15 protein-coding genes are annotated in these 13,701 nt (G+C 40.5%); 11 read left to right on the top strand and 4 right to left on the bottom strand.

From position 1 onward, the window contains the following. Nucleotide 1: 1 nt before the first annotated feature. Complete coding sequence (locus HCCG_RS03075; RefSeq protein WP_002955962.1) at nucleotides 2–748, bottom strand: inositol monophosphatase family protein; 747 nt, start codon at nucleotides 746–748, stop codon at nucleotides 2–4. A gap of 69 nt (nucleotides 749–817) precedes the next feature. On the opposite strand from HCCG_RS03075, the gene recO reads away from it, so the two are divergent. The 5 genes from recO to HCCG_RS03055 all read left to right on the top strand — a co-directional run bounded on the left by recO (nucleotide 818) and on the right by HCCG_RS03055 (nucleotide 5,000). Beyond that, nucleotides 818–1,444, top strand: coding sequence for a recombination protein RecO (gene recO / locus HCCG_RS03070; RefSeq protein ID WP_014667427.1), 627 nt, complete (start codon nucleotides 818–820; stop codon nucleotides 1,442–1,444). 97 nt (nucleotides 1,445–1,541) lie between these two features. Beyond that, the gene (gene gdhA / locus HCCG_RS03065; protein ID WP_002955960.1) at nucleotides 1,542–2,894 is read left to right on the top strand and encodes an NADP-specific glutamate dehydrogenase; all 1,353 of its coding nucleotides are present in this window, start codon (nucleotides 1,542–1,544) and stop codon (nucleotides 2,892–2,894) included. Nucleotides 2,895–3,002: 108 nt separating this feature from the next. Beyond that, complete coding sequence (locus tag HCCG_RS03060; protein ID WP_172580143.1) at nucleotides 3,003–4,238, top strand: ammonium transporter; 1,236 nt, start codon at nucleotides 3,003–3,005, stop codon at nucleotides 4,236–4,238. Between the two features lie 51 nt (nucleotides 4,239–4,289). Further along, nucleotides 4,290–4,415, top strand: coding sequence for a hypothetical protein (locus HCCG_RS12795; RefSeq protein ID WP_268257950.1), 126 nt, complete (start codon nucleotides 4,290–4,292; stop codon nucleotides 4,413–4,415). Nucleotides 4,416–4,505: 90 nt separating this feature from the next. Next, complete coding sequence (locus HCCG_RS03055; protein WP_015453881.1) at nucleotides 4,506–5,000, top strand: hypothetical protein; 495 nt, start codon at nucleotides 4,506–4,508, stop codon at nucleotides 4,998–5,000. A 32-nt stretch (nucleotides 5,001–5,032) separates the two neighbouring features. Here the strand turns inward: HCCG_RS03055 and mutY are convergent, their stop codons facing one another. Then, nucleotides 5,033–6,076 carry an A/G-specific adenine glycosylase gene (mutY, locus tag HCCG_RS03050; RefSeq protein ID WP_002955957.1) on the bottom strand — a complete coding sequence of 348 codons (1,044 nt, stop codon included), beginning with the start codon at nucleotides 6,074–6,076 and terminating at the stop codon, nucleotides 5,033–5,035. Nucleotides 6,077–6,272: 196 nt separating this feature from the next. Here mutY and HCCG_RS03045 point away from each other — a divergent pair, with 196 nt between their 5' ends. Next, nucleotides 6,273–7,502: an NAD(P)/FAD-dependent oxidoreductase gene (locus HCCG_RS03045; protein ID WP_015453880.1), complete on the top strand. Its 1,230-nt coding sequence runs from the start codon at nucleotides 6,273–6,275 to the stop codon at nucleotides 7,500–7,502. 160 nt (nucleotides 7,503–7,662) lie between these two features. Here HCCG_RS03045 and HCCG_RS03040 read toward each other — a convergent pair whose 3' ends face one another. Then, complete coding sequence (locus tag HCCG_RS03040; RefSeq protein WP_002955955.1) at nucleotides 7,663–7,905, bottom strand: hypothetical protein; 243 nt, start codon at nucleotides 7,903–7,905, stop codon at nucleotides 7,663–7,665. 177 nt (nucleotides 7,906–8,082) lie between these two features. On the opposite strand from HCCG_RS03040, the gene purM reads away from it, so the two are divergent. From purM to ung, 5 genes are read left to right on the top strand one after another with little or no spacing between them, the layout of a single operon-like run. Beyond that, nucleotides 8,083–9,090 (top strand): phosphoribosylformylglycinamidine cyclo-ligase, encoded by a 1,008-nt coding sequence (gene purM, locus HCCG_RS03035; RefSeq protein ID WP_002955953.1) that lies wholly within the window; start codon nucleotides 8,083–8,085, stop codon nucleotides 9,088–9,090. A 15-nt stretch (nucleotides 9,091–9,105) separates the two neighbouring features. After that, nucleotides 9,106–9,921 (top strand): SH3 domain-containing protein, encoded by an 816-nt coding sequence (locus HCCG_RS03030; RefSeq protein WP_002955952.1) that lies wholly within the window; start codon nucleotides 9,106–9,108, stop codon nucleotides 9,919–9,921. Further along, the gene (locus HCCG_RS03025; protein ID WP_002955951.1) at nucleotides 9,921–10,712 is read left to right on the top strand and encodes a shikimate dehydrogenase; all 792 of its coding nucleotides are present in this window, start codon (nucleotides 9,921–9,923) and stop codon (nucleotides 10,710–10,712) included. The genes HCCG_RS03030 and HCCG_RS03025 overlap by 1 nt, the downstream gene beginning before the upstream one ends. Nucleotides 10,713–10,761: 49 nt before the next feature. Continuing rightward, nucleotides 10,762–11,040, top strand: coding sequence for an Asp-tRNA(Asn)/Glu-tRNA(Gln) amidotransferase subunit GatC (gene gatC, locus HCCG_RS03020; protein ID WP_002955950.1), 279 nt, complete (start codon nucleotides 10,762–10,764; stop codon nucleotides 11,038–11,040). After that, nucleotides 11,037–11,747, top strand: a complete 711-nt coding sequence (gene ung / locus HCCG_RS03015; protein ID WP_002955949.1) for a uracil-DNA glycosylase — start codon at nucleotides 11,037–11,039, stop codon at nucleotides 11,745–11,747. The genes gatC and ung overlap by 4 nt, the downstream gene beginning before the upstream one ends. A 58-nt stretch (nucleotides 11,748–11,805) precedes the next feature. On the opposite strand, the gene HCCG_RS03010 is transcribed toward ung, so the two are convergent. Beyond that, the gene (locus tag HCCG_RS03010; RefSeq protein WP_034548030.1) at nucleotides 11,806–13,512 is read right to left on the bottom strand and encodes a cation:proton antiporter; all 1,707 of its coding nucleotides are present in this window, start codon (nucleotides 13,510–13,512) and stop codon (nucleotides 11,806–11,808) included. Nucleotides 13,513–13,701 lie beyond the last annotated feature (189 nt).

The following is a 13,701-nucleotide window of genomic DNA, read 5'->3' as shown; positions in this document are numbered from 1 at the left end:
ATTATCCTTTTGAGTTATCTAAAAAGTTGAGAATAATATCAAAAATATGCTTATCTTTGCTTATAAGTGTCCAATTCTTTGAAGAAATGTGGTGCAAATTCTCACACAAAAATAATCCTGCTTTGCTATCAAACTTCCTTATTTCCCCCATAAAAAGCATAAAATTGACTTCATACGCCTTTGCCATAGATAACGCACTTGCCCCCAAAGAGCGGAATTTTAAGCCATTTTCATACAAAAGCTTGGCAATATGTGGGTTGCTATATGCTTTTTCAAAGATTCCACATTTGCTTATGGGTGTAGAATCTAGTGGCATAAATGCCTTGTCTTGCTTAGATTCATACTCATAGAGATAGAATCTAAAACATTGAGAGTCTTGTCTTATCACGCATTCTTTGGAGCAGAAATTAATAATAAGAGCTTCCTTGCATTTGTCATTTTTATCACATAGGGCTAGACTCGCTCCGTAATAAGGGATATGTGAGAGAAAGTTATCACTCCCATCAAGTGGGTCAAGCACAATGTAATCACTCCCCGCACCTTGTATAAACCCGCTCTCTTCGGATTCTATACTTGCTAATGTGAGTAAATGCTCTTTGTAGATTCTCTCACTATATAAATCCACACCAATGCTAATATCGCCCCCTGCACCTCTTGTATGCTTTTCATACAGCAATGAATCTTGCCGTTGTAATGTAGCGATAATGACTGAAGAAGCCTTTAAGGCTTGATGTAAAAATGCACTCATATTTGCCCTTATTTTTTAGAAACTTTAAGCTAGAATTATGCGTTAGAACTTCTTAAATTAAGGAATCAAGTGCAAGGTTATATTCTCCAAATGCAAAAAACACGCACAGAAGATATGATTGTCAAGATTCTTACTCAAAGGGATATAAAAACGCTGTATAGATTCTATGGGGCAAGGCATAGCATTATTAATATTGGGCGAAAGATTGACTTTGAGGAGCAAACCCAGCTAGGCTTTTTGCCCAAACTCAAACATATCGTGCATCTTGGGTATAGGTGGGAATCTCGGCACGATAGGTATTATATTTGGCAGCATTTTATTAAGCTTTTATATAAGCATTTAGCCGATGTGTATGAGATTGATAGCTTTTATTTTGAATTGCTAGATTCTGGGGCGGATAAGCTTATGTTGCAAAATCCCAAACGCGTAGTGTTAGAGATGTATGCGGCTTTGCTTAATCACGAGGGCAGAGCGTTTATTGATATGAATAATCAAATGCAATGCTTTGTGTGTCAGCAACGCTTAGCAGATTCTGCGGCATTAGGCAGAGCGTTTTTACTTGCTCACAAGGAATGTATTGGTGGCAGGGCATTTATACTAGAAAAAATGAGTTCATTTTTACAAACTCAAAGCACGATTTTGCTTGAAGATGATGAAGTGGATCATTTGTGGGAAATTTTGGGACTAGGGCTATAAAATTTAGCTTTAATTAAACTTAATTAAGAATATACAAGAATAATTGACTTATAATTGCAGAGCGTTTAACGCATATACTATCTATAAGGAGTTACTTATGTCATACGCAAGTAATGTTCTCAACAAATTAAAAGAGCAATATCCTTCACAGACACTTTTTCATCAAGCTGTGGAGGAAGTTTTTGAGTCCCTTGAACCGGCACTTCAAAAGGATAAGAGGTATGAATCTTATGCCATACTTGAGCGTCTTACGATTCCTGATAGAGAGATTCATTTTCGTGTAAGTTGGGTTGATGATAAGGGCAAGATTCAAACAAATCGTGCCTACCGCATTGAGTTTAACTCCGCTATTGGACCATACAAAGGTGGACTAAGATTCCACCCAAGCGTGAATGATGGTGTGATTAAGTTTTTGGGCTTTGAGCAGATTCTAAAAAACTCCCTTACAACACTTGCTATGGGCGGTGGTAAGGGTGGAAGCGACTTTGATCCAAAGGGTAAAAGCGAAGGTGAAATTATGCGGTTTTGTCAAAGCTTTATGAATGAGCTGTATCGCCATATCGGTGCGACTACTGATGTCCCAGCAGGTGATATTGGCGTAGGTGGGCGAGAGATAGGCTATCTCTTTGGGCAATATAGAAAACTCACAAACTGCTTTGAGGGCGTGCTTACAGGCAAGGCGATTCCGTGGGGTGGAAGCCTTGTAAGGACGGAGGCGACAGGCTATGGCTGTGTGTATTTTGCACAAGAAATGCTAAAAGCACGAGGCGAAAGCTTGGAGGGTAAAATTTGTAGCGTATCTGGTGCTGGAAATGTAGCCATTTACACGATTGAAAAGCTTTATCAACTTGGGGCAAAGCCTGTAACGGCAAGCGATTCTCAAGGTATGATTTATGATAAAGATGGCATTGATTTGGTGTTGTTAAAAGAGATTAAGGAAGTAAGAAGAACTTCTTTAAGCGAGTATGCCAAAGAGCGACCACAAGCGGTTTATACGCCAATTAGCCAGTATCCAAAAGATAGTAATCCGGTGTGGGCTGTGCCTTGCTTTGCGGCATTCCCAAGTGCGACGCAAAATGAGCTTAATGGCAATGACGCTAAGATTCTCCTTGCTAATGGCTGTAAATGTGTGAGTGAAGGGGCGAATATGCCTTCAACTATTGAGGCTGTGCACCAGTTTATCAACGCGAAAATCTGCTACGGACCGGGCAAGGCTGCAAATGCTGGTGGTGTGGCAGTGAGTGGGCTAGAAATGGCACAAAATGCAAGTATGAATCCGTGGAGCTTTGAAGTGGTGGATTCTCATTTGCATAAAATTATGGAAAGCATTTTTACAAATGCGAGTGAGACAGCAAAAGAGTTTGGCGATCCTACAAACCTTGTGCTTGGTGCAAATATCGCAGGATTTAGAAAGGTTGCTGGAGCGATGATTGATCAAGGCGTGATTTAACCCCTGCTTGTAGATTCTAAGTAGATTCCAAATCGTTAGGTTTGGAATCTATCTCCGCTTTTTTAAGATTTTTAAGATAAGGAGTATTAAATGGCTTTTATTGAGACAATCAATCCTATCCATACTTTGTTCCTTATGCTTTGCTCACTTCTAGTGCTACTTATGACGCCATCTCTTGCGATGTTTTATGCTGGAATGGTGAAGTCCAAAAACACGCTTAATACTATTATGAATTGCTTCATTGGCTTTGGAGCGATTTCTCTGCAATGGATTGTTGTGGGGTATAGCTTGAGTTTTGGGACGGATAGCTGGTTTGGGATTGTGGGGAGCTTGGAACATTTGTTTGTCGCAAACACTACTAGTGTCAATGAAAATGGAATCCCAAATATTTTGTTTGTCATCTTTCAAATGATGTTTGCTCTCATTGCTACGGCAATTATCACAGGCTCACTTGTAGGGCGTATCAAGCTTGGTGTGCTTGTGGTGTTTTTGCTTCTGTGGAGCACTTTTGTGTATGATGTTTTGGCACATATGATTTGGAGTGAAAATGGCTTTTTACTTGCACGAGGTGGCTTAGACTTCGCTGGTGGCGGTGTGGTGCATATTAGCTCTGGTGTGGCTGGGCTTGTGGGAGTGCTGATTGTAGGTGCGAGAAAAGAGAATATCCCCTATACGCAAGGTGCGCATTCTGTGCCGTATGCGTTTTTGGGTGCGATACTGCTTTTCATCGGTTGGCTTGGGTTTAACTCTGGGAGTGCTGGAAAAGTAGATTCTATTGCTGTCAATGCTTTTGTTGTTAGCATTATCTCTGCTGCAAGTGGCTATTTTATGTGGGTGCTATTAGAGTGGGTCATACACAGACGCCCCACGATTCTAGGCTCACTTAGTGGGCTTGTAGCTGGGCTTGTGAGTATAACGCCCTGTTGTGGTTTTGTGAGTGTTGGCTCAAGTGTGCTTATCGGTGCTTTGGGTGCTTGTATCTGCTACTTTGGGCTAAGTTTTATCAAAGATAAGCTTAAGCTTGATGATTCGCTTGATGCCTTTAGTTTGCACGGCATTGGTGGGATTTGGGGTGGAATCGCCACAGGTCTTTTTGCAAATGGTGCGGTGAATCCAGCAGTAGTAGCACAAGGGGCGTTAGGTGAGGGCTTGTTTATAAGCGGGGAGTTTGAGCTGCTTATTGAGCAGCTTTATGCAATCGGGATTTGTATCGCTCTATCGGCTGTGGTAAGCTATGTGATTTTCAAAGCCATAGCGTTTTTTACAGATTTGCGTGTAGATGAGGAAGTGGAGAAACACGGGCTGGATTCTAGACTGCACGGCGAGAATGCGTATAATTCATAGGCGATAAACGCAAGGCAAATGCCGGTGGTGTGGCAGTAAGACGAGCTAGAAATGGCACAAAATGCAAGTATGAATCCGTGGAGCTTTGAAGTGGTGGATTCTCATTATGCCACGCACATTTTAATTTTTAAGGCAAGTCATATACAATCCATTTTTTTTGTATTCTTGCCTTTTTAAACTCAAAACAAAAGGGGCAAAAATAATTGTATTAAACATAATGATGTGGTAGCTGTTGGTTCTTGTGGCAAATGCAATGTAGGGCTTTGCATGGAGTGCATAAATGATGCTATGCGAGATGATGACAATAAGCCGATGTGTCAAAAATGCACACTAGATGTGGTGATAGACCCGCACATTGCGTATTTGCAAACAGCATTAGGTCAAATCGCTCAAAAACGCATTATTTGGTCTGTCATACTTGTAATTGGATTGGCTTTAGGTATGCTTGGGTATTTTTCTGATTCTGTTATGTATATTATCATTGGTATCTTGGTGTGGAGTTGTGCTGGGTTTAGCGATAGAATGTTAGCAAGAGCTAATCAATCCGCAGAAGACGCTCATTATAACGCATTGGCTCGTCATAGAATGGAGACTGATGGTAGCTACTTGTTAGGTTCTATGATAGGTAAGGTTATTGGCTGGTTGCTTAGAGGCATATTTTTCCCAATAGTGTATTTGAGATTTATGCTAACAGGTGTCAAAAAGCTAAAAAAGGAGCTTGCAGATGTGCAGGAAGCTAGAGATATGCTCGTAAGCAATTAATCGCTTTTGTAGATTCTTATTCTACTTAGAATCTACACAAACTCCAATGCCTTTTTGCAGAGTGATGAAAGTGGTCTAGATTCTAGCTCTTTTTGTGAAAAGAAATATAGTTTTGTGTGTGGCAGGGATTGCGTTAATAGATTTAAGTGTTTAGAATCTAGTTTATATACATTTGCGGTGATAGCGTATTTTGTGTAGTGGTGCTTGAAACTGCCGCATTTATAGAATCTTTGCTTATTTGCAAGTGCTTCTAGCTTAAGTTGTGGGAGATTGTATAAGCCTTGATACAAGCCACCTTTATCCCCTTTTTCATACACAAAGGCAATCCTGCCTTTAGAATCTTTATATAACAAAAGATGCAGTGTAAGTGGGGTTGAAGAAGAAGTTTTTGGAGTTGGATAGAGCGTAGGATTTACCTTGCCATTGCAGAGATTTTGCATAGGGCAGATAAGGCAATTAGGCGATTTTGGCGTACAAATCATCGCACCCAAATCAAGCAAGGCTTGATTATAATCAAAGCTGTGTTTTGTGTCTAAAAGCAAAAATGCAAGCCCGTCTAAAAGCTTTTGGTTAGGTTCGCGTAATGCAAAGATTCTACACAAAACCCGTCTAATATTCCCATCTACAAAACTCACACTTTGATGAAAACCAAAGCATAAAATCGCCCCTGAAGTATATGCCCCAATTCCGGGCAGTTTAAGCAAATCTTTGCGTGTATTAGGCAAAGTAGCATTATATTTTTCACAGCAAAGAATCGCCGCTTTTTGCATATTTCTCGCACGAGTGTAATAGCCTAAGCCCTCCCATTGCTTGAGTATAGAATCTAGACTTGCTTTTGCTAAGGATTCTAGTGTGGGAAAGGCGTTTAAAAATGGGGTGAAATAGTGTTCTTGCACTCTTTTTACTTGCGTTTGTTGCAACATTATCTCACTTACATACACGCCATAAGGGGCATTTTCACCTTTTAGGGTTCGCCAAGGAAGAGAAGTTCTGCCCTGTATCGCATACCATTCTAAGAGTTGAATCTGGTATTGTTTAGCAATGCCTTTTGCTTTGTGTGCGGGATTTGTATTCATAAAGGCAAGTATAGCTAAAAAACACAAGATGAGTAAAAACGCAAAAATAAATTATTTTTTTACTTTTTGCTGTTGAAAGTGTGGAGATTTTAGGACAAAAGCGATAGTATTGCAGTTTTAGTTTGTGCTTTTAGCTTTGGATTCTAGGATTTAGCGGATTGTAGATTCTAAAAACAACTTCAAGCGGAGGTGAAAAATGGGAGAGCATAAGACTTCTATGAAAGCTCCAAAGATTCTTATTCTTGGCGGTGGGTATGGGGGACTGCGTGCGGCTATCACACTGCAAGAGCAGCTTAAAACTCAAGCAGAGATTACACTCATTAGCAAACACGATTATCACTACCAAACTACACTCCTGCATAAAGTCGCCATTGGCACATTGAGCGCGAGAAAAGCTAGAATCTACTTCCGCAAGATTCTAAATCTAGACAAAGTGCATTTTATAAAAGATAAGATTCTCTCTTTTGACCCAGAAAATAAACGCGTCTTTGGCAATGGTGGGGCGTATGAGTATGATTATTTGGTTATTGCCCTTGGCTTTAAGCCTGATGATTTTGGCATTAAAGGCGTGGCAGAATACACTCACAAGCTTTCATCGCTCAATGCTGCCTTAAAGCTTGATAAACTTATAGAGTATAGATTCAAAGAATATTGTCATACGAAAAATGATGAAGATTTAAGCGTGATTGTCTGTGGCACGGGATTTACAGGCATTGAGTTTGCTGCTGAGCTTGGCTCTAGGCTAGATGAGCTATGTTTGATTGGTGGGATTCCACGGGAAGTGCCAAAGGTTACTTGCATTGGGCGGAGTGAAAGAATCCTGCCGATGTTTAGTAAAAAAGCAAGTGCATTAGCAAAGAAAAAGCTTGAAGCTTTTGGCGTTGATGTGATTTGTGATGGCGAGGTGGTGGAGTGCAAGGAGAATGGCGTTGTGATTAAGCAAAATGGGGAAGAACGACACATAAAGGGCAATACAATTTTATGGAGTGCGGGAGTGAAAGGCAATGATAGCCTTGAAAACTCAAGCTTTGAGACGACAAAGGGGCGGATTAAGGTTGATGAGTATTTGCGATGTCCGCAGTATAAGAATATCTATGTGGTGGGGGATTGTGCTTTGTATGCTTCAAGGGACGCTATCCACGCACCAACCGCACAGCTTGCTGCACAAATGGGGGATTATGTGGGGAAAAGCTTAATTAAGATTCTAAATGGCACAACGCAAAAGAAGCCTTTTAAGTTTAAGCACAGAGGCACGGTGTGTTCTATCGGACATACCGATGGTGTGGGGATTATCTATAAAAAAAGTATCGGTGGGGAGTTTGCGGCATTTTTGAAAAACTTTATTGAAAATAAATGGTTATATGGCATAGGTGGAGCAAAGCTTGTGTTTAAAAATGGGCAGTTCCGCTACCGCACGAGCAATTAGCAGGGGAGATTGCAGAATCAACTATGCAATTCCCTTAGAAACACATTGTGAGTGAGTTGGCTTAAAGCACGAGTTGAAGCGTGTAAAATAAATTGCGTAAAACGCTACCTTAGCTAAAATATTAAAAGGAATAATACAGAATCTAGACTCCTAAAGAGAATCATCTCATAGGAGCACATTGAGTGGTAGAGCCTTCTTGAGCGGTGCAGGAAAAAGTTTGTCCATTGCAAAGGGCGGTATAATGTTGCCCTCCCATAAAATCAAGATTGCTATTTTTGATAGTTATGTTTTGTGGCTGACAGCCTATGACACTTGCGGTGCGTTTTTTAAGTGTGCTGTGTGTCATACAGCCACTTAACAGCATTGCGGTTGATATTGTGATTGCGATAATGTAAAACTTCATTGTATGCTTCCTTGATTCTATGTTATAGCTCACATTCTATCAAAAAAAACAATAAACACGATTTGCAAGTGCGAGTGTCAAAACACATTCAAAACACGAGCGGACAAAATATTATTTTGAATATGTTACAATCCGCCACTTCACAAACCTAATAAGCATTAAGCAAAAGGAAATCTAATGATAAGCTACAAAGATTCTGGCGTTGATATTGATGAAGGCAATGCACTTGTAGAGGGGCTAAAGCCTTTAGTGAAATCTACTTTTGATAGCAATGTGATTGGTGGGATTGGCTCATTTGCTGGGGCGTATGCTCTGCCGAGTGGCTATAAGAATCCTGTGATTTTAGGAGCAACCGATGGCGTTGGCACAAAGCTCCGCCTTGCTATTGATGCCAAAAGGCTTCAAGGCGTGGGGATTGATCTTGTGGCGATGTGCGTGAATGATTTAATTTGTAACTTTGCTACGCCTATGTTTTTTTTAGACTATTATGCTACGGGCAAACTTGATAAGACAAATGCGTTAGAAGTGATTGGCGGTATTGCTAAGGGCTGTAAAATCGCACAATGTGCTTTAATCGGTGGGGAAAGTGCAGAAATGCCCGGAATGTATAGCAAAGATGACTTTGATTTGGCGGGGTTTGCTGTGGGGATAGCCGAGCGTGAAGAGGTGGAATCTCAAAAGGTGCAAAAGGGCGATATGTTGATTGCCCTGCCAAGTAGCGGGATTCATAGCAATGGCTATTCTCTAGTAAGGAAAGTGCTGTTTGATAAATTAGGTATGTCTTTTGATGAAGAGTTTGAAGGTAGAGCGTTAATTGACACACTTTTAGAGCCTACAAGGATTTATGTTCCGCTTTTTAAAGAGATATATGCTTCCTCTCTGCGTCCTTCTTTGCACGGCTTGGCTCATATTACAGGGGGTGGGATTGTGGAAAATCTCCCTAGAATCTTCCCTCAGAATCTAGGGGCAAAAATCTCACTTAATGCCATAAAAACGCCCCCTATATTTGATTTGCTTAGTCGGTATGTGGAGAAAGAGGAGATGTATCGCACATTCAATATGGGAGTTGGAATGATTCTTGCTGTGGAGAGTGGTAAAGCAGATGAAATCCTGCACCTTGCAAAGTCTTTGAATGTTTATATTATCGGTGAAGTTTGCGAGGGCAGCGGGGTTAAGCTTATTTGAAAATAAAGGCTAAGATTGGATACACGGAAATTTTTTAAACTTTACTCGCTCCCCTTTTTGATTGTTGCGTTAGGGATAGGGGTGTATGTGGCTGTGATTATGCTAATGGATCAAAAAAATTTGATTATCAGCAAACGCAGTCCAAATGGTTCGCATATTGTTAAAAATGATCCTTTAAACGCACCACAAGAGTCTGTGCAAATAGCCCAAAATGAACCTAATAAAGAAGTAGATTCTACTATGGAGCCACTGATTGAAGATCCAGCCCCTGCTTTGCCTACCACAGAGATAGAATCTGCCCCACAGGTTGTAGAATCGCAAGAGACAAATCCCCAAGCTGTTGTAGATACTCAAGCTACCACACCACCAGAGCAAGAGCTACCAAGTCAAGTGCCGTCAAGCCAACTTCCACCAAGTCAAGCTTCAAGTCAAAAGTATGGCTATGCAAAATATCGCATTAATATCCGTCAAACACCAAGCTCTGAATCTGCTATTATCTCTCGTGTAGCGGTGGGTGAGGCGTTGGAGATTCTAAGTGATGAGCAAGATGGTTGGAGCAAGGTAAAAAGTCGCTTTGGTGTTGAGGGCTATGTCGCCTCTAGGCTTTTAACTCAGAATCTAGGTTTGCAAAATGGTGAGCCTTATGTTGTTGTGGCTAATGCTCTTAATGTGCGTTCAAAAGCAGATTCTCAAGGGGCGGTTATAGGCAGACTAAGCCATAATATGCGAATTTATGTGCTTGAGACACAAGGGGAGTGGGCAAAGATTCAGCTCCCAAATAAGCAGTATGGCTACATCTCGCTTAATCACATCAGCAAAAGTGTGCGGTAATGTTGCGTTTTTTTGCTGTCTATGGCAATCCTATCGCACATTCTAAATCCCCACTTTTGCATAATCACACTTTTTCACGCTGTGCTATAAATGCTTTTTATGGGCGTTTGCTTTTGGAAAATGGCAAAGATTTGCGTGAGAGTTTTAAGACTCATCATTTAAGTGGGGCAAATATTACTATTCCTTTTAAAGAAGAGGCTTATAGGCAGTGTGATTTGGTATGCGGTATAGCTAAAGAGATTGGTGCGTGTAACACTTGGGTGCGTGAAAATGGAAAAATCATTGGCTACAATACAGACGCACAGGGTTTTTATGAATCTGTGAAAGATTTTAAGATGTCAAATGCGTTGATTTTAGGTGCTGGTGGCTCAGCTAAGGCAGTAGCGATGATTCTAAAAACGCATAATATTTCTACGACAATCATCAATCGCTCACAAGAAAAGCTAGAATTTTTTGCTAACAAGGGCTTTGAATGCTTTGTGAGTGATGAATTTAGGGCGGATGGGGCATATAGCATTGTGATTAACACCACAAGTGCTGGGCTAAATGATGAATCTTTGCCCCTTGTAAAGCAGAAGCTACAAGAGATTTTTACACACTCTTGTTATGCCTTTGATTTGATTTATGGGAAGCAAACGCCATTTTTAGCCCTAGCTAGAGAATCTGGCTTAGAATGCAAGGACGGCAGGGAAATGCTTATCTATCAAGCAGCCCTAGCCTTAGCCCTTTTTATCAAGGAATGCCCCCTTGCTCCAAGTGAGATTGCAAAGATAATGGGCGAGGTTTTATAACGACTATATTTATGCTATAATCGCCGAGTTTTTTGATAAAGGATTGAAAATGACTATTGATGATACACTTTTAAATAAGCTTGAGCGATTGAGTATGCTAAAGCTAGATGAGAATAAGCGTGAATCTACCAAGGAGCAGCTAAGCGAGATTCTAGGATTTGTTGAAAATATTGCTTCTGTTGAGGTGGAAAATAACTGCTTTGTAGAGAATCTTAAAACACCATTAAGAGCCGATGAGCCAAAAGATTCTGGTATTGCCCAAGATGTGCTAAATCACGCACCAAACGCACAGGATAACTTTTTTATCGTTCCAAAAATTATTGAATGAGTATTGAGTTAGATAAAGTAAAGATTCCACAGGATTGGAAAAATCTCCTTAAAGATGAGCTTTTAAGCCCGTATTTTGCCGAGATTAAATCTCATTATATGGACGCCCTTGCTAGAGGCGAACTTGTCTATCCACTGCCAAAAGATATTTTTGCTGCCTTTTGCCTTACCTCACTTGAAAATCTCAAAGTCATTATACTTGGGCAAGATCCCTATCACGGCTATGCTATGGTGAATGGAGAGTGTGTCCCACAAGCTATGGGCTTAAGCTTTAGTGTGCCGCGTGGAGTGCCTATCCCACCTTCGCTTAAAAATATTTATAAAGAACTCGCACAGACTTTGCATATCACGCCACCCTTGCACGGGGATTTAAGTGCTTGGGCAAAGCAAGGTGTTTTATTGCTTAATAGCATTTTGAGTGTCAAGGCACATTCTCCGGCTTCACATAAGCATTTTGGTTGGGAAGATTTTACCGATGGTGTGATTAGGGCATTATCGCAAAACAAGCAGAATCTTGTCTTTATGCTATGGGGGAACTATGCTAAGAAAAAGGCGGTTTTGATAGATTCTACTAAACATAAGATTATCACCGCTCCGCACCCTAGCCCACTGGCACAAGGTTTTGTGGGGAGCAATGTCTTTGTGAATGCTAATGTGTATTTGCAAGAATGCTCTAAAAGCCCTATTGATTGGGGCAGATTTGATTAAATATGCTTGATTGGTTTGACTAGAGATTTAACTCTACACCATATAGCACAAGCAGATTCTACTCCTGCTTATGTTGTATATCTTCTTCCACTGCTTGGAGAGCCAAATCACTTAGAATCTTAGCCACTTCCCTGCGTTCCTGCACCACAGCATACGCCCCTTGCGATTGAATTTGCAGGGCAAAAGCGGAACTTTTGGTTTTAAGAATAATCTTACACAAAGGTGAGAGAGAGTGAATATCTTGGTATGCCCTCTGTGCAGTTTCAATAGAATCTATGGCAATAATCACCGCCGCACACTGGCTAATCCCAAGCTCCTCTAAAATCTTTCTATGTGTAATGTCCCCATAGATAACAGGCTCATCTTTTTTCATTCCTTCTTCTACTTTTTTGTAGTTTTTATCCACAGCGACATAACGCACATTGCAGCCCTTGAAATATTCCAAAATCGCCTTGCCAAGCTCCCCATAGCCACATACAACAATATGCCCCTCAATATCTGCTTTCCCCCCTTCCCCTTCTTCTTGTGAATCTTGCTGACTTTCTATGATTTTTTTCTGTAAAAAGCTAAAAGGTCGCATATATCGTAAGAAAAAGTCCGTAACCTTATCAAGTCTATCAAGGATAAAAGGTGTGGCAATCATTGAGAAAATCACCATAAGTGTTAGGAATTGATAAATCTCTTGTGGAGTAATACCCGCAAAGAACGCATTGCCAAAAATAACACCCAAGATTCCACCATCAAGTGTAAGATTTAGAATCTTGTGCTGACTTGCAAGGAGAAAAATCGCAAAGCTAAACTCCCCGATATGTGCGAGTGATAACGCCACACGCATACCCACACGCTCACCCCTAAAGAAGCACAAAAAGAGATACATAAGTAGCGTTTTTGCTCCCATCATCAATGCTACTAAAATGATGATGACAATAAAATATTCAAGCAAAAAGAGAATATCTACCTGCATTCCCACCGTGATAAAAAACACACCCAAAAGTATGTCGCGGAAATGCACCAGCACGGATGAGACTTGATATTTATAAGGTGTATTTGAGATAATCATACCTGCCAAAAACGCCCCAAGTGTAAGTGAAAAGCCAAAAGCTTTGCTGATATACGCAGCCCCTAGCACGATTAAAAACACCGCCCCTACAAAGATTTCATCGGTTTTCATATTTGCTGAAAAACGCAAAAACACTTTAGCCAAGATTCTACCCGGAAGCACAAGCACCACAAGCACAATGATAGCCGAAAAAAGCGTGGTAAGAAGCAGGGCTACAACTTCTGAATCTTTATCGCTTAAAAGCTTAATCATCAGCAAAATAGGAATAACAGCAATATCTTGAAAGATAAGAATCCCCACAGATGACATTCCATAGGGCGTTTTAGTTTGCCCACTTTCATTAAGGAATTTCAGCACAATCGCCGTAGATGATAGGCTTACTGCACTTGCTACAATGATAGAAGTGGAGAAATTAAAACCTAGGAAGTAATAGCACACAACAAAGAAAAAGGCAATGGAGATTCCAATCTGCATACCGCCAAACACAAGCACTTCTTGCTTCATTGCCGTGATACTCTTAAAACTAAAATCAAGCCCAATCATAAACATCAAAAAGACGATACCAAACTCAGCAATGTTATTAAGACTTTCAGAATCTTCAAGCCTAAAGCCAAAAATATACGCTGTAAGCACACCTGTAATGATATAGCCGATGATTGTTGGGATTTTGAGCCAACTTAGCACAATGCCCGAGACAACCGCCATTGCTAAAACGCAAAGGATAACAAAATAGGGATCTATAACACACCTCTCCACGATGAAAGTCAATTATTTTCAATTATATATAATGAAAGTAGTTGAAGCGTAATAATGGCGTTAATTATTTGCAATATATAATAAATTTTGTATTTTGCGTTGCGTATAGTGATAGATTCTATATTAGTCATAGATTGA

Source organism: Helicobacter cinaedi CCUG 18818 = ATCC BAA-847 (genome assembly GCF_000155475.1).
Lineage (GTDB): Bacteria > Campylobacterota > Campylobacteria > Campylobacterales > Helicobacteraceae > Helicobacter_C > Helicobacter_C cinaedi.
The sequence above is the reverse complement of the archived record's forward strand: the minus strand, read 5'-3'. Positions and strand labels throughout refer to the sequence as shown.

What these genes read in the sequence shown, in the direction of transcription:
- HCCG_RS03075 (WP_002955962.1), bottom strand. Translation starts at nt 748, where the DNA reads ATGAGTGCATTTTTACATCAAGCCTTAAAGGCTTCTTCAGTCATTATC.
- gdhA (WP_002955960.1), top strand. Translation starts at nt 1,542, where the DNA reads ATGTCATACGCAAGTAATGTTCTCAACAAATTAAAAGAGCAATATCCT.
- HCCG_RS12795 (WP_268257950.1), top strand. Translation starts at nt 4,290, where the DNA reads ATGGCACAAAATGCAAGTATGAATCCGTGGAGCTTTGAAGTGGTGGAT.
- HCCG_RS03055 (WP_015453881.1), top strand. Translation starts at nt 4,506, where the DNA reads ATGGAGTGCATAAATGATGCTATGCGAGATGATGACAATAAGCCGATG.
- mutY (WP_002955957.1), bottom strand. Translation starts at nt 6,076, where the DNA reads ATGAATACAAATCCCGCACACAAAGCAAAAGGCATTGCTAAACAATAC.
- HCCG_RS03045 (WP_015453880.1), top strand. Translation starts at nt 6,273, where the DNA reads ATGGGAGAGCATAAGACTTCTATGAAAGCTCCAAAGATTCTTATTCTT.
- HCCG_RS03040 (WP_002955955.1), bottom strand. Translation starts at nt 7,905, where the DNA reads ATGAAGTTTTACATTATCGCAATCACAATATCAACCGCAATGCTGTTA.
- purM (WP_002955953.1), top strand. Translation starts at nt 8,083, where the DNA reads ATGATAAGCTACAAAGATTCTGGCGTTGATATTGATGAAGGCAATGCA.
- HCCG_RS03025 (WP_002955951.1), top strand. Translation starts at nt 9,921, where the DNA reads ATGTTGCGTTTTTTTGCTGTCTATGGCAATCCTATCGCACATTCTAAA.
- gatC (WP_002955950.1), top strand. Translation starts at nt 10,762, where the DNA reads ATGACTATTGATGATACACTTTTAAATAAGCTTGAGCGATTGAGTATG.
- ung (WP_002955949.1), top strand. Translation starts at nt 11,037, where the DNA reads ATGAGTATTGAGTTAGATAAAGTAAAGATTCCACAGGATTGGAAAAAT.
- HCCG_RS03010 (WP_034548030.1), bottom strand. Translation starts at nt 13,512, where the DNA reads ATGGCGGTTGTCTCGGGCATTGTGCTAAGTTGGCTCAAAATCCCAACA.